Raw genomic sequence first — 19561 nt, forward strand, 5'->3', positions numbered from 1 at the left:
CGGCGAGCCTTCGATCGTCCGCCGCATTCCCACCACCACACACGTGGTCGGGGCACCGGGCACGGGGTCCAGGCCTGATCCGGAGGACATGTGAACAGGCAGGTACCCCTCGTCGACTACCTGGTGCTGGACGGCGCCGCACACCTCGTCGCGCGGGAGTGCACGGCATGCGCGGCACGCTACTTCGACCGGCGCAACGCCTGCGCATCCTGCGAGGGCACCGAGTTCCGCGAGGTGGACGTGCCCACCGAGGGCGAGCTGCGGTCGTTCACGATCGTCAGCCTCGCGGCGCCGGGCGTTCCGGTGCCGTTTGTCGCCGGGATCGTCGACTGTGGCGGTACCAGTGTCCGCGGCAACATCGTGAACACGCCACCCGATCCCGACCATGTGCGCCTCGGGATGAAGGTGCGGCTGACCACGGCGTCGATCGGTACGGACGACAGCGGTGTGGAAGCGGTCGGGTTCGCGTTCGAGCCGGTCGCCTGAATGCCGGCCATGACCAGGGTCGACACCGGCCCAGGCGAGAACAGGAGAAGCCGATGACGGACAACGTGTGGATTCTCGGCATCCACATGACGAGGTTCGGTAAGCACCCCGCACTCGACGCCCTCGACCTGGGCGCCGAGGCGACCCGCGGCGCGTTGCGCGACGCCGGCCTGGGCATGCGCGATGTCGGCGTGCTCGCGGCCGGGAACCTGATGGGCGCCGGCGGCTTCGGGCAGCAGCTCCAGAAGCAGATCGGTCAGACCGGCATCCCGGTGTACAACGTCGCCAACGCCTGCGCCACCGGCGCCACCGCCCTGCGGGTCGCCATCATGGCGATCAAGGCCGGCGAGGCCGATGTCGGCCTCGCGGTCGGCGTGGAGAAGCTCTCGGGCGCGGGCCTGCTCGGCGGCGGCACCCGCCCGGAGGACGGCGACACCTGGACTCCGACGGGCCGTTTCGGCGCGGTCGCGCCACTCGACGGCCGGATCGGGACAGAGACGATGCCGGGAGTCTTCGCCCAGATCGGCATGGAGTACGGTCATCGCTACGGCGGTACCAGCTTCGAGCTCTTCGCCCGGATCTCGGAGAAGAATCATGCCCACTCGACCCTGAACCCCCTGGCCGCCTACCAGAAGCGGTTCACCCTCGAGCAGATCATGAACGACGTCATGATCTCCTACCCGAACACGCGACCGATGTGTTCGGCCAACTGCGATGGAGCCGCGGCGGCCGTCGTGGTCAGCGAGAGCCGGCTGCGCACCCTCTCCCTCGGACAGCAGCGCCGCGCGGTCAAGATCAGTGCCTCGGTCCTCACCAGCGATCCGTGGCAGGAGGCCTGCCAGGTCCTGCCCGACGTCAACACCCTGACCCGCAGGGCCGCCGAGCAGGCGTACGAGCTGTCCGGTGTCGGCCCCGACGACCTCGACCTCGTCGAGCTGCACGACTGCTTCGCCACGGCGGAACTCGTGCACTACGACAACCTCGGGCTCTGCCCGAGGGGCGGTGCGGTCGACTTCTTCAACTCCGGCGCCACCTGGCGGGACGGTAAGACCCCCGTCAACGTCTCCGGCGGCCTGGAGTCGAAGGGCCACCCCGTCTCTGCGACGGGGATCGCCAACGTGTGGGAGATCGCGACCCACCTGCGCGGCGAGGCGGGCGACCGCCAGATCGACAACGCCCGCGTCGGTCTCGCCCATGTCATCGGCCTCGGCAGCGCCTGCGGCGTGCACGTCCTGGAGAAGGCCGCGGTCTGATCCCCCGTCGCTCGCGTCGGTTCCGTCGCGGTACCGACGCGAGCGACCGGCATCCCAGTGCATGCACTGACCGCGCAGAAGCGCCACGCGAAGTAGCTGCCCGACCGTCCGTGCGGCTGGTCGGGCCGTACGACGGGTTCGCCTCGTCTCAGGCCGGCACGGGAAGAGTGAGATCGGCGACCCGACGGCGGTGCCAGCGTGGATCGCCGTAGAGGGACTGGTTGAGCGTCGCCCGCTTGAGGAAAAGGTGGGCGTCGTGCTCCCAGGTCACGCCGATGCCGCCGTGCAGCTGGACGCTGGCCGCGGCCGTCGACGCCGCCGCGTCCGTGACGTACGACTTCGCCCTCGATGCCGCGACACCGGATGCGTTAGCACCGGCCGCAGCCTCGGTGACGATCAGCCGGCTCGTCTCCACCGCGACGAGCATGTCGGTGCAGCGATGCTTGACGGCCTGGAAGGACCCGACGGGCCGGTCGAACTGCTCGCGCTGCCCGACATAGTCAACCGTCCGAGTCAGCACCTCATCGGCGATGCCGAGGCTGTCACAGGCAATGCCGACCGCCGCACGGGCGAGCAGAGCCTCGATCGCGGTCGTGGCGGCCGGGCCCGAGCACAGCACGGCCCCCGGGCCAATCCGCAGGCCCGCGGCGGCGACGTCGTCGAAGGACCGGCTCAGGTCGAGCATGGGTGCCGGGTGGACAGCCAGACCGTCGGCGTCGGCGGGTACCGCGGCGAGCAGGTCCCCGTCCGGCCCGCTGGCCCGCAGCACGATCAGGTCCGCGCTGGTGGCGGCCGGCACCAGGCCGGACGACCCTTCGAGGATCCAGCCGTCGCCGTCCCGCCGGCAGACCAGACCGGCCTGGTCGATCCGGCCGTACGCGTCGGCAAGCGCCGCAGTCGCACGCAGCGACCCGTCCGCCAACCCAGGCATCCACCGCCCGCGCTGCTCGGCCGAGCCCGCCAGCCGCAGTGCACCGGCCCCGAGCACAGCGGAGGCGAACAGGGTCACGGGTGCAAGGTGCCGGCCGAGCTCGACCAGCACGACCGCGAGGTCGGCAAAGGTGGCGCCGGCACCGCCTTCGTCCTCGGGCATGTCGATACCGGTCCAACCGACCTCGACGAGCCGGGGCCAGAGCGTGTCGGTGCCCCCCTGTGGCCCGTTGACACGTTCCCGCAGCGCGGTCGGGCCCGCCACATCGGCCAGCATCTCGCGGGCAGCGGCGCGCAGCTCCTCCCGGTCGATCGTCACGTCGTTCATCTGGGCTCCCGTTCCGGTCATCGGGTGCTCGGTTCCCGGGGCAGCCCCAGGACACGCTCACCGATGACGGTGCGCTGGATCTCGTTGGTGCCGCCGCCGATGGTCCAGCCCCAGGAGTCGAGGTAGTCGAGCATCCACTGACCCGACTCCCAGCCCGCGACCTGGGACTTCGTGGCATGCCGGTGGGTGGCCGGGCCGGCGATGTCGATGCCGAACCGCATCAGGCTTTGCAGCAGTTCGCTGTAGTACAACTTCACGATCGACGCTTCGGGACCCGCGCCTCCCTTGGAGATGAGGTCAGCGACGACCTTGCGGCACAGCAGCCGCAGGATGTGGACCCTCGTCCCGAACTCGGCCACCGTCTCCCGGACGGCGGGATCGTCGAGGGCCACGCCGGCTCCGAGCGGGGTGCGCGCGGCGAGGTCGACCAGCATGTCCGTCGCCGCCACCAGGCGTTCGGCCAGTTCGAGGATGGTCGGCCCGCGCTCCGCAGACAGCGTCGCCTGGGCGATGCGCCAGCCGTCGTTCTCGGCGCCGACCCGGTTCTCGACTGGAATCCGGACATCGGTGAGAAACAGCTCGCAGAATTCGGCGTTCCCCGTCGCCTGCCTGATCGGCCGGATCTCCACCCCGGACGAACGCATGTCCATCAGCAGGAAGGTGATGCCCTTGCGCTTGGGAGCGTCCGGATCGGTGCGGGTGAGCAGGAGGCAGTAGTCGGCGCGCATCGCGCCGCTGGACCAGATCTTCTGCCCGTTGACGATGTAGTGGTCACCGTGGCGCACCGCCCGGGTCCGCAGGGCGGCGAGGTCGGAGCCGGCTCCCGGCTCGGAGAACCCCTGGCACCAGGTCTGCCCGCCGAGGATCGCGGGCAGGTGTCGCGCTCGCTGCTGCGGCGTACCGCCCTCGCGCAGGGAGCCATAAGCATGATTGAAGGCGACGAAGAACGCGCGCATCCGGGGCGCGTTGGCGCGCGCCAACTCCTCGAAGATCACGACCTGCTCGGCGAGCGCATACCCGCCGCCGCCATCCTCCGCCCGCCAGTGCGGGACGGCATAGCCGCCGGCCCGCAACTCCCCCAGCCACCAGCGCTGGAACTCGACGAACTCGGACTCGCTGGAGTTCTCGTACTTCTCCTCCCACCCGGTGGGCACGTGTGCCGTGGCCCAGGCCCGCACCTCGGCGCGAAAATCCGCCAGGTCATCCAGCTCCAGCATCGATTCCTCCGTTACTGGCAGTGAGTCCCTGCTGCCTGTGAGGTTGCCGGCCGTCAGGGGGCGAGCCGCACGAGGGCGGTCCCGCTGACCACGGTCAGGCCGTCCTGGTTGACGGTGGCCACGTCCAGCTCGGCCACCGGGCCGCCATCCGCCTCACCGATCGCCCGGACGGTCGCGGTGGAGGTCAGCGTGTCGCCCGGCCAGACCTGCGCGGTGAACCGCACGCCGAACCTGACCAGCCGGCCGTCGCCCACCCAGTCGGTCAGCATCTTGCCCGTCAGGCCCATGGTGAGCATCCCGTGCGAGAAGACACCGGGGTAGCCAGCCACGTCGCGGGCGAAGGGCTCGTCGCTGTGCAGGGGGTTGTAGTCCCCGGAGGCGCCGGCATACTGCACGATCTGGGTCCGGCTGAGGTCGTCCACGACGACCTGGCTGTGCTGGTCACCGACCTTCGTCCCGCTCACGTTCAACACCATCAGGAAGCCGCCCCGGTCAGTGGCTGACGCTGCACCGCGACCGCGCGCGCGGTCACCACCAGCTTGCCGTTCTCGTCACGAAACTCGGTGATCTGCTCCGAGAACACCAGCCGCCTGGAGCGGCCCACCTTCTCCCACGTCGCCCCGGGGCGAGTGGACGCCGAGAGAATGTCCCCAACCCGCACCGTCCGGTGGTACTCGTAGTGCTGCTCGGCGTGCAGTCCGCCACCGCCGGCCGGCATCGAGCCCGACCCGGAGGCCGAGCCCCACCACTTCTCCTCAGACCTGGGACGCAGCGGGAAGTCCGGGTCCCACTGTGCGCTGGCCTGGGTGAAGGTCGGCGGCGCGAGGAGCCCGCCGACCTCCTTCGCCGCCGGCGAGGCCGGATCGCGGTAGACCGGATTGTCGTCGCCAATCGCGCGGGCGAAGGTCATCACATGCCCCGCCTCGACCGGAAAACGCTCCACAGTCATCATGGCTGGCCTCCTTGATCCATTTTGGTCATCCGGGAATGGCTTCCGAAGTGGCCGGTGACTGCGGGGTGGCAGCGACCGCTGGCGCCACGGCCATGCCGGCGCCCTCGGTCGCGTCGTCGGTCTCGGCGCCGAGATAGGCGGCGACGACCCTCTCGTCGGCGCGGATCTCCGGCGGCGTGCCCGAGGCGATGCACTGCCCGAAGTTCAGCGCGTAGATCCGGTCACACAGCCGCATCACGAGGCCGACGTCATGCTCGATCAGCAGGATCGACATGCCCCACTCCTGAGCGAGCCGCCGGATGAGAACACCGAGTTCGGTGGTCTCCATGTCGTCGAGACCTGCCGCCGGTTCGTCGAGGAGCAGAACAGAGGGCTCGGCCGCCACCGCACGGGCGATGGCCACGAGCCGACGGCGCCCGTACGGCAGTTCGGTGGGCATCTTCTGGAGATCGTCCTGAAGTCCGAACTCGTGAATCGCCGCGATGCAGGCATCGGTCAGCTTCGGCCGGCCGGGCCAGAAGAGATCCGTGACATAGGCGCCCGCGTCCCGGGGCTCGCAGGCGGCCCGCAGGTTCTCAAAGACGGTCATGTCCTCGAACAGTTCCAGCGACTGGAACGATCGGCCCAGCCCCGCCCGGGCGCGACGCTCCCGCGACCATCCGTCGATCGGCGTCCCGTCGATGAGGACACGGCCTCGCTGCGCCCGGGGGATGAAGCCGGTGATCCCCTCGATGGCGGTCGTCTTCCCGGCCCCGTTCGGACCGATGAGCCCGACCACCTCTCCGGGCTCGACCCGCAGATCCAGATCGGACAGGGCGGTCACCCCGCCGAAGCGGGCGCCGAGTCCCTCCGTCACGAGAGTCTTCGGAGCGACCCGGTGGCCGCTGACCGCCGCCGGGATCTCGGGGACCGGGGACCTGCGCCGACGCTGGCGGACCTTCTCGAGAAGCTCGTGGTGCATGGCGGCCAGACCGTTCGGTGCCTGCAGGATCACCAGCAGCAGGAGGACTCCACCAATGAGAAAGATGTACCGCTCCGCGTCGTCGCCGAGGTAGTCGAGCACCCGGGAGCCGACCGCCCCCTGCTCGAGACCAGCGCCGAACAGGGGACCGCAGACCCAGCCGACGCTGCCGACCACCGCCTCCTGCAGGATGATGATGGAGCGCAGCGCGGCGAAGTCACCGTAGTTGATCGTCGCGTTGCGAAACGCGAGGATGACACCGCCCACCCCGGCGATGGCGCCGCCGAGCATGAAGGCGTACAGCTTGCTGCGGACCACCGAGATGCCCAGCGAGGCCGCCGCCCGCTCGTTCGCCCGGACGGCGATCAGGCGCAGCCCGACCCTGCCCCGCCGCATGTTCGCGACAGCCAGCGAGAGCAACAGGAACAGGACGAACGCCAACGTGGCGTATCGCTCCGGGTACACGACCTGCCCGACGTTCATCCCGAGGAACATCTGCGTGCCCACCTTCGTGCCGTCGACGCCGCCGGTGTAGTCGGGATTGCTGAACACCATCCCCTCGAGCGCCACGGCGAGACCGAGCGTCACGATCGCGAGGTTGACCCCCCGGGTCCGCACACCCGCGAGCCCGACCAGCAGACCCAGCGGGATGGGCGCCAACCCTCCCAGGATGATCGCGAGCTCGAACGGAAAGTCGAGGTGGTCGACCACGACGCCCGCGATCAGGGCTCCCAGACCGGCCATCGCGAACTGAGCGAGCGAAAGCTGCCCCGCGAAACCGGTGACGACCACCATCGAGAGGACCACGATCGCGACGCCGACCTGGGCCGTGACCGCGTCGATCCAGATCGGTGGCATCACGAACCAGATGAGGGCCAGCAGCGCCGCCGCCCCCAGAACCAGCTCGACCGGTCGGATCCGCCCGTTGCCGAGCGAGGGCAACCGGGCCGCCTGCTCCCCCTTACCCGGGACAGACGAACCGCGAACGATCAGGACCAGCGCGACGAGGACGAACGGCACCGCTCCCGGCACGCCCGGGGTCTCGATCCATCGGGTCGCCCACGACTGCAGGATGCCAATGGCAAGACCGGCCCCCAACGTCATGGGGAACGACGAGAACCTGCCGACGACGGCGGCGGCGAGGGTGGGGATCACCAGCAGGGTCAGCCCGGTGACCGACAGACCGATGATCGGGGCCAGGAAGATCCCGGAGAGTCCTGACAGCCCGGCGCCGATCGCCCAGTTCGCCCCGGCGATCATGTCAGGTGACAGGCCGAGCGCCGCGGCGCCACGACGGTTCTCCGCGGTCGCGGTGGTGGCGAGCCCGAACGTGGTGAACTTGTAGACCGCCCACAGCGCAGTGGTCAGTGCCAGGACCATCAGGAAGATGACCACCCGGTCGGCGCCGACGTCCGAGCCCAGGATCGACCAGCTGTCCCTGGGGAGGAACGACGGCACGATGACGAGCTCCATCGGATACCGCAGCGCGGCCGCAGCCTGCAGGATCGCCAGGAGGGCCAACGTCGCTATGACCTTGAGGAGCGTGCTCGACGCACGCAGCGGCCGCATGATCAATAAATGGGTCAGCAGCCCGAGCAGGGCGCAGACGGCGACGCCGACCACCGCCGCGGGCACGGTCGGCCAGCCGTTGCGCTCGCTGAGCTCCCAGAACACGTAGGTGCCGACCATGCCCATCGCGCCGTGCGCGAAGTTCACCACTCCCGATCCGCGATAGATGAGCACAAGTCCCGTCGCGGAAAGAACGTAGAGCGCCCCGGCACCGAGCCCGAGCAGCGCGAACCTGAACAGGTCACTCATCGAAGGCTCCCCCTGTCGTCCCTTGTACCGCGCCCGGCCAATCCCGCCGGCACGCCGCCGGAATACCGCCGAACGGCATGACCACGGCGTTCATCGAGCGGAAGCTCCGGACACGTCTGCCTCGACTCCGGCCAGGTAGGACGCCTCGATTTCGTCAATTCTCCCGAGCAGTTCGGACGCGGTTCCCTGCACGACGATCGCACCACGCCGCATCACATAACCGCGGTGCGCGACCTGCAGGGCACGGCGGACCTGCTGCTCCACGAGGAGGACAGCCACACCGCGTGACGCCGCGTCCGCGAGGGCGTTGAGGAGCCTGTTCACGATGAGCGGCGCCAGGCCGAGCGAGAGCTCGTCGGCGAACAACGCCCTAGGTTCCCCGGACAGCGCCCTCGCCAGGGTCAGGATCTGCTGTTCACCACCGGAAAGCAGCCGAGCGGGCCGCTTGAGCAGGGGTTCCAGCTCTGGGAAGAGCTCCAGCGCGCGTTGCGGCGAGCCGCCGCCGAGACGGAGGTTCTCCCCCGTCGTCAGACTCGGGAAAATCGAGCGTTCTTCCGTGACGAACCGCAGACCGCGGCGGGCCCGGCGGTCGAGCGACATCTTCTTCGGGTCGCCCAGCCACCGGACCTCACCGCCCAGTGGCGCGAGTTCGCCGGCCAGCGCAAGCAGTGTCGTCGTCTTTCCCGCGCCGTTCGAACCGACGATCGTCACCACCTCGCCGGCATTCACCTTGAGGTCGAGGTTCGTTACGACAGCCACGTTCCCGTAGCCGGCGCTCATGCCCCGCGCCTCGATCACCGGGATCTGCATCACGTTCCCACCCGTCTCAGGAGCCGCCGAGAGCCTTGCTCACGTCATGGAACTCGGTGTCGTCCAGGACGGTCTTGCCATCCTTGACGGTGTAGTAGAGAACGTTCGTGTTGAACAGCCGGTTGAATCCCTTGACGTCCGACTTCTTCGTCGTGGAGAACGAACCGAAGGTGTCATCACCCGGATCCGTGATCTTCCCGAACTGCGCCAGGACGGTCTTGTTGTTGATCTCGCCGTCGATCAGCTTGAGCTGGTGGAGCGCGATGCGCGCCGCCCCCCACGCCGACGTCAGGTAGGTACCCTCGAGCTGCTCCTTGGGAACACCGGCGGCCTTGGCCGCGGTGAGGGCGGCCTGAACCGCCGGGACCTGGGTGTCCGAGCCCGCGTAGCCCACCCCGACCAGGATGGTGCCCTCCACCGCGGCCGCCGGCACACTGCTGATCACGGCCTGCGGAAGCGTGGTGAGACCGGTACCGATCAACAGCTTGTCGTTGCTCTGCGCCACCGCGCCGAGGAACTTCGCGGCTTCCGTGGGCGGGAGTGAGACGAAGACGCACTTGGCCCCGCCGGACACCAGGCTGGCCAGCGCCGGCGCGTAGTCGGGCGTGCCCGCCGCGACCCGCGACCGGGTGACGAACTTCCCGCCGCCGGCCTTGAGACCCTGCTCGACGAAGTTGATGTATGCATTCGAGGAGGCGTTGTCGTATCCGATCGCGCCCGCCTCCTTGCAGCCCTTCTCTGTCAGCCGCAGGCCCACACCGGCACCCGTCGCAGGCGTGCCGCCGGAGAACGGGAAGGACACCGGGTTGGTGCCGTCATCCGGCGAGAGGAAGGAGTTGACGTAGGCGATGTTCGCCTGCTCGAGCACCGGCAGGATGCTCCCGCCAAACAGCGTGAACGGCGCCAGCACGAGCACGACCTTCTTGCTCACGGCTTCACGCGCACAGGCAGCCGCAACATTGGCGTCCTGCTTATCATTGCAGACCACGAGGTCGATCTGTCGACCTTGAATACCGCCGGCCTTATTGGCCTGGTCGACGGCTGCCCTGGTCATGCTCTCGATCTCGGGGAAGGCGAAGTCGGGTGCCTCGAGCTGACTCAGCAGCATGATCTTGACCGAGTCCCCACCGCCGGAGCCGCCGGCGTCATCCCCGCAGCCGGCAGCGGCGAGGGTAACCGCCGCTCCCAGCGCGAGCGCCGCTAACCAGGGTCTACGCATGTCGCTCTCCTCGTCGGAAGATGGTTCCCGGTCGCAGGCGGCCAGGTTCGGTCCGCCGCGGGCCGTGTCCCGCGGCGTGCCGCGGACCGTGATGACGGCTCCCCCGAGCCCGTCGGAGATGGGGTGCGGCTGAACTCCGCGATGCATGATCACTGTGCCGGCCAGCCATCCGCTGCTGACATGGCGCGCACGGGTACGTGAGCACCCGCAGACACACCAGCGGTTCTCGGCTAACGCGGGCAGCTGCCGGGTGGATACACCCTGGACAGCTCCGCCCCCACGGTCGCCATCAGCCTCGGCCTCTACTTTAGTGGACTATTTTGCGACCAGTATGCCGGGCGTCACATCGCCGTCAAGCGGTATGACGCTACAGCGCCCGACAACTCCACACAGTGACGGAAGAACCTGCTACGAGACGCCGCCGGAGCCAGCGGAGGGCTCAAGGCTCCACCCAGCACGACACAGAGGGAACTATCGCCCGCTGGGCGGGCGGCCCCCAGGTCCCCACCCCCGGACCCACGACCCGCTCCACGTCCACGCGCCGCGAGCCGCCGCCCCTCCCTCGCGCCAGCCCACAACTTTGGGCAACGTTGGCTCCCGGACACATTCAGGATACCTTTAGCACAACTGCAAAGCCCTGCGGCCGCGGGGCGGGTGGCTGCGTGAGTGGGCTGGTGCCGGCGTCGGCGACCGTGCCGGTGCGAGATCTCCCCGCCGGACGAACTGGCGGGCCGAGCGAGGAGACAGACCATGGAGTTCGGTTGGTCCGACAACGAGGTGAAGTACCGCCAGGCACTCCGGGAGTTCATCGACCATCAGGTGCCGGGCTGGCGGGATTCCCCGGTACACCGCAGAGTGATCACTGCCGAGGACAAGGCCCGGGTGACGGACTTCACCGCGAAGCTGGCCGAACTGGGCTGGCTGACGCCGAGCTGGCCGCGCGAGTACGGCGGTGGCGAGCAGACCGCCTGGCAGGCCGTCATCCTTTCCGAGGAGATGTGGTCGGTCGGCGAACCGCGCGGCTCGCAGTACATGAACGTCAACTGGATCGGGCCGGCCATCATGGCCGCCGGGACGGCGGAGCAGAAGCAGACCTTCCTCCCACCGATCTCCCGTGGGGAGGCCTTCTGGTGCCAGGGCTTCTCTGAGCCAGAGGCGGGCTCCGATCTCGCCGCGCTGCGGACCCGCGCGGTGCGCGAAGGCGACGAGTACGTGGTCAACGGCCAGAAGATCTGGACGTCACACACACCCTCCGCCGACTGGATCTTCCTTCTGGTCCGGACGGACCCGGAGGCGCCGAAGCACCGGGGCATCTCGATCCTGCTGGTGCCGCTGGACACTCCCGGCATCGAGATACGCCGCATTCCCGACATCGTCGGTGAGGGCGCCTTCGCGGAGGTCTTCCTCACCGACGTGCGGGTACCGGTGAGCAATCGCCTCGGTGAGGAGAACCAGGGCTGGGCGACGATCCGCCGAGCGCTGCAGTACGAGCGGGTCGGCGCGGCACGTTGGGAGCGCTCCGGCCTGGTGCTCGACCTGCTCGCCGCGCAGGCAAAGAAGGCCGGGCTGTTCGACGACCCGGACATCGCGCGCCGTTTCGGCGAGGCCCGAGCGGTCGTCGAAGCGTCCCGTTGGATGGTCTACAAGGTGGTCGACGAGCGCGCCAAGGAGATCTCCGGCACGGCGACGGCGTATCCAGCGCGCGCGGCGATGGTGCGGGCCGAACGGGTCGTCGCGGACCTGGGCCTCGACGTGTTCGGCCCGGAGGCGCTCGTCGAGGAGAGTTTCTACGACGCGGCCTACCGCTCCGCGCTGACCGCGGGCGTGGCGGGCGGTACGTACGAGGTGCAGCTCAACCTGATCGCCGGCCAGGTGCTCGGCCTTCCCCGAGCGTGAGGCTTCCCCGTCACTGACCATTCGCGGGTTCTCGAGAGGTTCCGACATGGACTATGAGCTCAGCTCCGACCAGCACGCCACGCTCGACGCGGTACGGATCGTGCTCGCGCGCGGCGCGGGCCCCGAGCGCGCCCGGACGATGCGCGACGCCCACGACGAAGCCCTGCTCACCGCGCTCACGGAAGCGGGGTTTCTCGACCTCGCCACCGACCCCGACGCCGGCCCGTTGGAGGCCGCGCTGGTCATCGAGGTCGCGGCCCACCAGCTCGCCGCGGTGAACGTCGGTGCCCGCGGTCTGGTCGCCCCCCTGGTACTAGCCGCGGCGGACGCGAGCGACGCGATACGCGACCGGGTGGCGCTGGTGTCGGCGGCGCATCCCGGCCCGGCGAGGTTCGCCGCGGAGGCCGAACTGGTGCTGGTACTCGACGGCGAGGACGTGCGGCTCGTCGAACCGGTTCCCGGCTCTACGGAGCGCGTGCCCACGGGCTACGTCGCGCCGTACGGACGTCTCGATGCGTCCGGCGGTCGTGTCCTGCCCGGCCTCGGTCCCGTGCTGGCCCGGTGGTGGCGCGTCGCCCTCGCCGCCGAACTCACGGGACTGCTCTCCGCCGGGCTCGACCTGACCGTCGGCTATCTGGCTCAGCGCAGGCAGTTCGGCAAGCCACTCGGCACGCTGCAGGCCCTTCAGCACAGGCTGGCCGAGTGCTATGTCTGGGTCGAGGGAACCCGCTGGTCGGCGAGGTCGGCCGCGTGGCATGGCGACGACGAGTCGGCCGCGACCGCGGCCACCTACGCGACGATGGCCGCGCGCCATGTCGCCGGCGAGATGCACCAGCTCACCGGCGCCATCAGCTTCACCGAGGAGCACGACCTGCATCTGTGGACGATGCGCGCGCAGGCACTACGCACCGAGCTGGGTGGGATCGGAGCTCACGCGTCGACGGTCAGCGCCCTGCGATGGGCCTCGTAGCAACCCGTCGGCGCTGACCGGCCTCCCCAGGAACCGCCGCCGGCCCCGCGGTGGGACGGGGGTCCTGTGCGACGTAGGCACCGCGTCGCACAGGACCTCCGTCCGGGTTGGGGCCGTTCCTGGTCCCAACCCGGACAGCGCCCGCCGCTCAGTCCCGCGCCGAGATTCCCGCGACATAGCGCGAGGTCAGCAGGCCAGCCGACACCCCGCGATCGATCGCGATCTCCGCGCCGGTCACTAGGGCGGCCTCGTCCCGGCACAGCAGGACCAGCGCACGGGCTACCTCGTCGGGTTGCATGACGGGCACCGGCGTCAGCCCGTCGCGCGACGCCACCGCCATCCGCCCCTGGGCCTTCAGGGCACGCAGGGCGGCGGACGTCCTGGCCCGCTGCCGCGTCGCGGTCCCGCCGAGCAGGATGGTGTTCACCCGCACCCCGTCGTCGGCGTACTCGACCGCCAGGACCCGTGACAGCTGCGTCAGACCCGCCTTCGCCGCCGCATAGGCGGCCATTCCCGCCTGTGCCTGCACGGCCGTGAACGATGCGATGTTGAGGATCAGCCCGCGACGGCGGCGCAGTTCGGGCAATGCCGCCCGGCAGCACCGGAACGCCCCGCCCAGTGTCGTCGCGAGCACGGTGTCCCATTGCTCGTCAGGCACCTCGTGGGAGGGAATCACACCTGGATCGGTGCGGGCGGCGGCGTTGTTGATGAGTATGTCGACCCGGCCGGTGGCGTCCAGCGCCGCGGTGATGAGGCCTTCGCAGGTCGCGGTGTCGGACACGTCGCCGGTCAGCCAGGTGAGCTGACCGCCGGCCTGCTCGACCTCGGCGCGCACACCCGCCTGGGCGGCAGCCGTCCGGGCCAGTCCCACGACGTGGGCGCCGGCCTCGCCAAGCGCGCCGCATAACGCCCGGCCCAGGCCCGCGCTCGCACCAGTCACGATCGCGGTCCGTCCTTGGAGTCCCTCAGGGTTCATCAACGCACCTCCAGGCGCCCGGGCAGCACCGACTCAGATGATCTTTTCGGCGGCGAGCTCGTCCAGTTCGGCGGGGTTCAGCCCCAACTCACCGAGGATCTGCCGGGTGTGCTCACCGAGGCGCGGCGCGGGATGGCGGACCCGGTAGGGCTGACCGGCGACCTTGCCCGCCTCCCCGATGTAGGTGAACGCCCCGAACGCGGGATGCTCCCCCTCGTGGATCACGCCACGGGTACGCACGTGCGGGTCCTCGCGCGCTTCCTGTAGAGACCGGTAGGCGGGGCCCATCGGGATGTCGCGCTCGGCCGCCAGCGCCACCCAGTCAGCCAGGTCGCGCTGCGCGAAGATCGACATGAGTTCTCTGCGCTCGCTGTCCGGATCGTCGCCCCAGCCCACGGGCCCACCACTGGCCGGGTCACCGCCAAGGAGGTCCGGACGGTCCACCGCCAGGCAGAAGTTCCGCCAGAACTTCGGCTCGATCCCGCAGAAGAGGACCACCTTCCCGTCGCGGGTCTCGTAGAACTCGTAGCGGGATCCCGACTGCCGGCCGTCGGACGCGCTGGCGGGCATGGTGCGCGTGTCCGTGACCCGATGGACGTTCAGCGCGTAGGTCGCGGCGATCCAGGCCTGGGCGAGCACGCCGTCGGGCCCCGCAACATCGATGAAGCAGCCCTGACCACTGGTCGCGCGCTGCGTCAGGGCGGCGACGGCGTGCAGCGCGGCGTGCACCGCACCCGCCGCGGTGCCCTCGCCGCCGGTGTCCACCCCACGCATCGGACCCGTGGCCGGTATCCGGCGCAGTCGGCCCTGCGCGTCGCGTTCCGTCGGCAGGGCACCGACGAGCGCGTCCATCATCTGGCCGTGAGTCGGAATCGACGCGTACGGCCCCTCGGCTCCGTATCCGGTGTACTGGCAGTAGATGATGTCCGGCTTGCGGGAACGCTGTGCCTCGTAGCCGATTCCCAGCTTGTCGCACGTCCCGGCGATGTTCCCGTCGACGAAGATGTCGGCAGTGTCCAGCAGCCGCCAGAACGCCGAACGGCCGCGCTCATCGCGCAGGTCGAGCGCGACGCTTCGCTTCTGGCGGTTGATCTGCACGTGCGCCGGGCTGTGGTGCGGAACGATCTGCCCAAGGAAATCCCGGAGATAATCGCCCTGAAAGGGACTCTCAAGTTTGATCACGTCAGCACCAAGATCACCAAGGATGGCGCCGACGGTGTCGCCGTTGAACAGGGTGGCAGACTCCACCACCCGGACCCCGGCCAACAGGTCACTCATGTGTCGCTCCTCAGGTCCAGCGGGCTGCGGCCGGCGAGGATGCGGTCCACCGCGGCCGCGAGGTCATCGATGCGCGTGCGGACGGCCGACAGCCGGGCCGGGTCACCCTCGCCGGCCTGAAGCCTCGCCTCCTCGTCACGCAGCGAGGCGATCTCGTCGTAGAACCGGGCAGCGGCTTCCTGATGCGTCAGGAGGTCCATGTCCTCGGCCACCGGATCGTGCTGTGGACGATCCCCCTCCGACCACGGAATCTCGATCGTCATTGGACGCTTCTCCCAACACGCGAAGTTCTGTGGGCTTAGTACGCCCCGAGTGATGATGGCGAACTACCGAACCACCTCGAGGCCGCCTCAGAAAGCACCGGAAGGAATCTGGTCGAACTTTCTTGGCATACTCAGGGGGCGTCCACGGTCAGCATCCGGTCAGAGGCCGATCCAGACGTTCTTCGGGCGGGTGAACTCGCGGATGCCCCACACTCCCCCGAGCCGGCCGTACCCACTCTGCTTCGTCCCACCGAAAGGCGCCGAACCAGGGATGCCCGCGAAGCCGTTCACCCAGACGTTGCCCGCTATGAGGTCGCTGGCGACCCGGTGAGCACGCCGCAGGTCATTGGTCTGCACGTAGGCCGCCAGGCCGAAGTCGGAGTCGTTCGCGAGCCGGACCGCTTCCTCCTCGTCCTCGAAGGACATGATCGCGAGGACCGGTCCGAAGACCTCGTTGCGACCGAGGTCCGAGCCAGGCGCCACGTCCGCGAACACCGTCGGCTCGATGAAGTAGCCGTCGGCGTAGTCCCCGCCAAGCCGGTGACCACCTGCCACCAGGCGCGCGCCCTCCTGGTGCGCCCGCTCGATGACCCCGACGATGCGGCTGCACGCGGCACTGTTCACGACCGGGCCCATGAACACAGATGGGTCCTGGGGATCCCCGATCGGCACCTTCGCCGCGAGCTTCGCGGCGAGCTCGACGACCTCGTCGTACACGCTGCGCTGGACGAGCACCCGGGTGCCGTTGATGCAGCCCTGGCCGGACAGCGCCAGGATCGCGCCGAGCGCCTGCTGGGTGGCCGCCGGCAGGTCGGCGTCCTCGAAGATGAGGTTCGCCGACTTGCCGCCGAGCTCCAGGCCGACCGGTTTGAGCGTCTTCAGCGCGGAGGCGAGGACCCGCTGGGCCGTGGCCCCGCTGCCGGTGAAGTGGACCTTGTCCACATCAGGATGGCGGACCAGGGCCTCGCCGCCCTCCGGGCCCGCCGGCACCACGTTCACCACCCCGGGCGGGAAGCCCGCCTCGAGGAAGATCTCCCCCAGCCTCAGACCCGTGTAGGGCGCCAGCTCCGGCGGCTTCAGCACCACGCAGTTCCCGGCGGCGAGCGCCGGGCCGAGGACCATGCCGCAGGAGATCAGCGGGCCGTTCCACGGGATGATCACACCGACCACGCCGTAGGGCTCGTCGACCGCGTAGTCGAAGGCGGAGACCGGGTAGGTCGCGACAACCTCGCCCCCGACCTTGTCGCTCCAGCCGGCGTTGTAGGTGAACAGGTCGGCGGTCAGCGCGGGCGCCCCGGCCGCGATGGCCGAGGGCGTGCCGTTGTCGAGCATGACGAGTCCGGAGAGCTCCGCAGCGTGCTGCCGGATCAGATCGGCAAGCTTCAACATAGCCGTCCGCCGCACGTCGACCGACGTCCGGCGCCACCCGGGGAATGCCCTGCGGGCCGCGGCCACGGCCGCGTCGACCTCGGCCACCCCGGCCAGCGGGACCTTTGCCGTCAGCTTGCCGTTCGCCGCATAGAGATGATCGAACCGGCCGCCGGACGAGTCGTTGATCCGTTCGTCTCCGATGATCAGGCCCGTCGCGGGCAGTAGCTCGACGGGTGCTTCCTTGAGTGGCATGCTGCGTCCTCCGAAGGCGCGCCCCGCGGCGGACGCCGCGCGCAGACAGCGAGCCGTTCGTCATCCTGACACAGGAATCTCCAAAATGGGATACCTTTAGGGCGCCACCACGCGCGGGACCTGGAGGGTCGAACGCTGCCGGGTGGAAGATTTCCCATGCCCCAGGGGGACGAAGACGCCGCAACCGAAGTAGCGAGCCCACCCTTAGGGCACTAATTTTGCGCTGGAGGCAATCATGGGTCGAGTCGAAGGCAAAGTCGCGTTCGTGACGGGAGCCGGGCAGGGCCAAGGCCGCGCCCATGCGGTACGGCTCGCAGAGGAGGGCGCGGACGTCATCGTGACCGACGTCTGCGCGCCCTACCCCGACCGGGTGCGCTACAGCGCGGCCACCAGGGAGGACCTCGACGAGACCCGGCGCCTGGTCGAGAAGGCCGGCCAGCGCTGTGTCGCGGCGGTGGCCGATGTACGGGATCGTGCCGCAGTGCAGGACGCGGTCGACCGTGGCGTCGCGGAACTGGGCGGGCTGGACATCGTCATCGGCAACGCCGGAGTCATCACCTTCCATGACTCCTCGTTAGACATCACCGACGACATCTTCACCTTCATCCTGGACGTGAACCTGCGCGGCGCGTGGAACACGATCCAGGCCACGGCGCCAAAGCTGATCGAGTCGGGACGCGGCGGCTCGATCGTTCTCACGAGCTCGGCGGCGGGCCTGCGCGGACAGCCGCACTACGCCCACTACGCGGCGGCCAAGCACGGTGTCGTCGGGCTGATGAGGACCTTCGCCAACGAACTGGCCGAACACCGCATCCGGGTCAACACCATCCACCCCACAGGGGTCAGCAGCCCCGGCATGGGCGCCAGCACCGATGTGCCGGACGTGTACGCGCGCAGCAGGTACTTCCACCTGTCGGGCATGAACATGCTGCCCGACCTCGACAGCGAGCCGAGCCCCCCGGGCGCGCAGTTCGTCGGTGTCCCGACGCTCTCCGAGGCCGAGATCGCCAACGCGGTGCTCTTCCTCGTCTCCGAGGAGGCGCGGTACATCACCGGGGTGACGCTGCCGGTCGACGCCGGAAACACGAACAAGCCCTGATCTGCGGGAGATTCGCCCGCCTCCGGCCGCTCCGCCCGGCGGCGGCGGTCGCGATGGTCCAGGTGGAAGTTCGCCCTGGACCATCGCGGCTGGGGCGTGGAAGACACGACGGGCTGCGTCCGCTGACTGCCGGCGCGTGGTTGGGCTACACAGCCAGCGAGGAGCCTTCCTTCGCGCCTGGCGTGAAGGTGAAGGGCATGTTCTCCCACCCGTTGACGACGCCGATCGTCTGGTAACGCTTGGAGGCGGTTTCATCGACGACGTAGTCCGGAATCCGGCGCAGGATCTCCGTGATCACGACGTCGAACTCGACACGGGCGATGTTTGACCCGAGGCAGCGGTGCACGCCCAGACCGAAGGTCGTGTGCCGGTTCGGGGTCCGGTCGAGCAGCATCTCGTCCGGGTTCGAGAAGACCGCGGGGTCACGGTTCGCCCCACCGAAGCACATCAGCACGCGGTCGCCCGGCTCCAACGGCACGCCGGCCAGTTCGGTGTCGCGGGTGACGGTGCGGGACAGTGCCTGGGTGGGGGTGAAGTACCGCAGGAACTCCTCCCGTGCAGTCTTCATCAGGGACGGGTCGTCCCGCAGCCGCCGGCGCTGATCGGGGTGCTGGCCGAGCCACCGAAAGGCGTTCGCCATGAGCGAGGTCGTGGTGTCGACGCCCCCGACGAGGACGAGAAAGAGGATCTGCATGACCACGCCGTCCGGGATGAGCTCGCCGTTGATCTCGGCGTGAGTGAGAACGGAGATGAGGTCGTCGGCCGGTTCCTTCCGCCGCACCTGCATCGTCTCCCCGAGCTTTCCGAGCATGACGCCGACCTGCTGCTCCACCACCCCGCTTTCGGGCGTGTTGGGAGGCGTGTAGACCGCGGCGTGCATCGGCTCCGCGTAGAACCGCCAGTCTTCGACCGGCAAGCCCATCAGCTGGCAGGTGAGGATTGCGGGAATCGGGTTCGCGACGTCGAGGACGAAGTCGCCCCGGCCGGATTCGATGAACGCGTCGATGCAGGCGGTGACCGCCTCCTTCACGAACGGGGCCCACCGGTCGGATGCGGCCGGCGAGAACATTGGGTTGAGCAGCTTGCGATACGGTTCGTTGTCCGGCGGGTCTAAGTCGATCGGCACAGAGCCGTACGCCGCCGGCGGGATCGTGATGCCGACGGGCTGCTCGAGTTCCACCCCGGCGATGGAATGCGCACTGGAGAAGGTGGCATCATCCCGGATCATCTGGGCGACTTCGTTATAGCCGGTCGCGGCGTAGAAGCCGCCCCAGGACGACGTGTGGGTCACCGGGCACTTCGACCGCATGTCCCGGGTCAGCCGCGGCCAGTGGTCGGCGTACTCGGGGCTGTGGTGGTCGAAGTCCACCTCGGGTGCCGCCGCTCCGGCGGGCTCCGCGCCCGTCTCTGACTTCGTGGTCACTGCGATCCTCCTGCATGCTCGGTGGTCTACCGGTTCATTAGGTGGGGCCCGCTTCCATG

The 19561-nt window shown here is 69.3% G+C and carries 17 protein-coding genes; 5 read left to right on the plus strand and 12 right to left on the minus strand.

Annotation, left to right across the window (positions count from 1 at the left end):
- Window positions 1-90 precede the first annotated feature (90 nt).
- Together AC5R91_RS07925 and AC5R91_RS07930 are read left to right on the plus strand one after the other, a co-directional pair.
- A complete protein-coding gene (locus AC5R91_RS07925; RefSeq protein WP_495396499.1) occupies window positions 91-486 on the plus strand; it encodes a Zn-ribbon domain-containing OB-fold protein in 396 nt (131 codons plus the stop codon).
- Window positions 487-539: 53 nt separating this feature from the next.
- The gene (locus AC5R91_RS07930) at window positions 540-1739 is read left to right on the plus strand and encodes a thiolase family protein (protein WP_495396500.1); all 1200 of its coding nucleotides are present in this window, start codon (window positions 540-542) and stop codon (window positions 1737-1739) included.
- Window positions 1740-1887: 148 nt separating this feature from the next.
- On the opposite strand, the gene AC5R91_RS07935 is transcribed toward AC5R91_RS07930, so the two are convergent.
- The 7 genes from AC5R91_RS07935 to AC5R91_RS07965 form a co-directional block, all read right to left on the minus strand.
- Window positions 1888-3018 carry an acyl-CoA dehydrogenase family protein gene (locus AC5R91_RS07935; protein ID WP_495396502.1) on the minus strand — a complete coding sequence of 377 codons (1131 nt, stop codon included), beginning with the start codon at window positions 3016-3018 and terminating at the stop codon, window positions 1888-1890.
- Window positions 3015-4214 carry an acyl-CoA dehydrogenase family protein gene (locus tag AC5R91_RS07940; RefSeq protein ID WP_495396503.1) on the minus strand — a complete coding sequence of 400 codons (1200 nt, stop codon included), beginning with the start codon at window positions 4212-4214 and terminating at the stop codon, window positions 3015-3017. The genes AC5R91_RS07935 and AC5R91_RS07940 overlap by 4 nt, the downstream gene beginning before the upstream one ends.
- 53 nt (window positions 4215-4267) lie before the next feature.
- Window positions 4268-4678: a MaoC/PaaZ C-terminal domain-containing protein gene (locus AC5R91_RS07945; protein ID WP_495396504.1), complete on the minus strand. Its 411-nt coding sequence runs from the start codon at window positions 4676-4678 to the stop codon at window positions 4268-4270.
- 11 nt (window positions 4679-4689) lie between these two features.
- Window positions 4690-5163: an FAS1-like dehydratase domain-containing protein gene (locus tag AC5R91_RS07950; protein ID WP_495396505.1), complete on the minus strand. Its 474-nt coding sequence runs from the start codon at window positions 5161-5163 to the stop codon at window positions 4690-4692.
- 28 nt (window positions 5164-5191) lie between these two features.
- A complete protein-coding gene (locus AC5R91_RS07955) occupies window positions 5192-7945 on the minus strand; it encodes an ABC transporter permease subunit (protein WP_495396506.1) in 2754 nt (917 codons plus the stop codon).
- A 90-nt stretch (window positions 7946-8035) separates the two neighbouring features.
- Entirely contained in the window at window positions 8036-8755 is a 720-nt protein-coding gene (locus AC5R91_RS07960) for an ABC transporter ATP-binding protein (protein ID WP_495396507.1), read from the minus strand.
- A 16-nt stretch (window positions 8756-8771) separates the two neighbouring features.
- Complete coding sequence (locus AC5R91_RS07965) at window positions 8772-9974, minus strand: ABC transporter substrate-binding protein (RefSeq protein ID WP_495396508.1); 1203 nt, start codon at window positions 9972-9974, stop codon at window positions 8772-8774.
- Between the two features lie 750 nt (window positions 9975-10724).
- Here AC5R91_RS07965 and AC5R91_RS07970 point away from each other — a divergent pair.
- Both AC5R91_RS07970 and AC5R91_RS07975 read left to right on the plus strand, forming a co-directional pair.
- Window positions 10725-11870, plus strand: coding sequence for an acyl-CoA dehydrogenase family protein (locus AC5R91_RS07970; protein WP_495396509.1), 1146 nt, complete (start codon window positions 10725-10727; stop codon window positions 11868-11870).
- Window positions 11871-11916: 46 nt separating this feature from the next.
- On the plus strand, window positions 11917-12840 hold the full coding sequence (locus AC5R91_RS07975) for an acyl-CoA dehydrogenase family protein (RefSeq protein ID WP_495396510.1): 924 nt from the start codon (window positions 11917-11919) through the stop codon (window positions 12838-12840).
- Window positions 12841-12988: 148 nt separating this feature from the next.
- On the opposite strand, the gene AC5R91_RS07980 is transcribed toward AC5R91_RS07975, so the two are convergent.
- The 4 genes from AC5R91_RS07980 to AC5R91_RS07995 all read right to left on the minus strand — a co-directional run bounded on the left by AC5R91_RS07980 (window position 12989) and on the right by AC5R91_RS07995 (window position 16980).
- Window positions 12989-13780 carry an SDR family NAD(P)-dependent oxidoreductase gene (locus AC5R91_RS07980; RefSeq protein WP_495396511.1) on the minus strand — a complete coding sequence of 264 codons (792 nt, stop codon included), beginning with the start codon at window positions 13778-13780 and terminating at the stop codon, window positions 12989-12991.
- Between the two features lie 69 nt (window positions 13781-13849).
- On the minus strand, window positions 13850-15094 hold the full coding sequence (locus AC5R91_RS07985; protein WP_495396513.1) for a CaiB/BaiF CoA transferase family protein: 1245 nt from the start codon (window positions 15092-15094) through the stop codon (window positions 13850-13852).
- Complete coding sequence (locus AC5R91_RS07990) at window positions 15091-15357, minus strand: hypothetical protein (RefSeq protein WP_495396514.1); 267 nt, start codon at window positions 15355-15357, stop codon at window positions 15091-15093. The genes AC5R91_RS07985 and AC5R91_RS07990 overlap by 4 nt, the downstream gene beginning before the upstream one ends.
- Window positions 15358-15516: 159 nt before the next feature.
- A complete protein-coding gene (locus tag AC5R91_RS07995) occupies window positions 15517-16980 on the minus strand; it encodes an aldehyde dehydrogenase family protein (RefSeq protein ID WP_495396516.1) in 1464 nt (487 codons plus the stop codon).
- A 232-nt stretch (window positions 16981-17212) separates the two neighbouring features.
- On the opposite strand from AC5R91_RS07995, the gene AC5R91_RS08000 reads away from it, so the two are divergent.
- Window positions 17213-18079, plus strand: coding sequence for a mycofactocin-coupled SDR family oxidoreductase (locus tag AC5R91_RS08000; RefSeq protein ID WP_495397914.1), 867 nt, complete (start codon window positions 17213-17215; stop codon window positions 18077-18079).
- Window positions 18080-18224: 145 nt separating this feature from the next.
- Here the strand turns inward: AC5R91_RS08000 and AC5R91_RS08005 are convergent, their stop codons facing one another.
- A complete protein-coding gene (locus AC5R91_RS08005) occupies window positions 18225-19502 on the minus strand; it encodes a cytochrome P450 (RefSeq protein ID WP_495396518.1) in 1278 nt (425 codons plus the stop codon).
- Window positions 19503-19561 lie beyond the last annotated feature (59 nt).

Source organism: Frankia sp. BMG5.60, assembly GCF_059428125.1.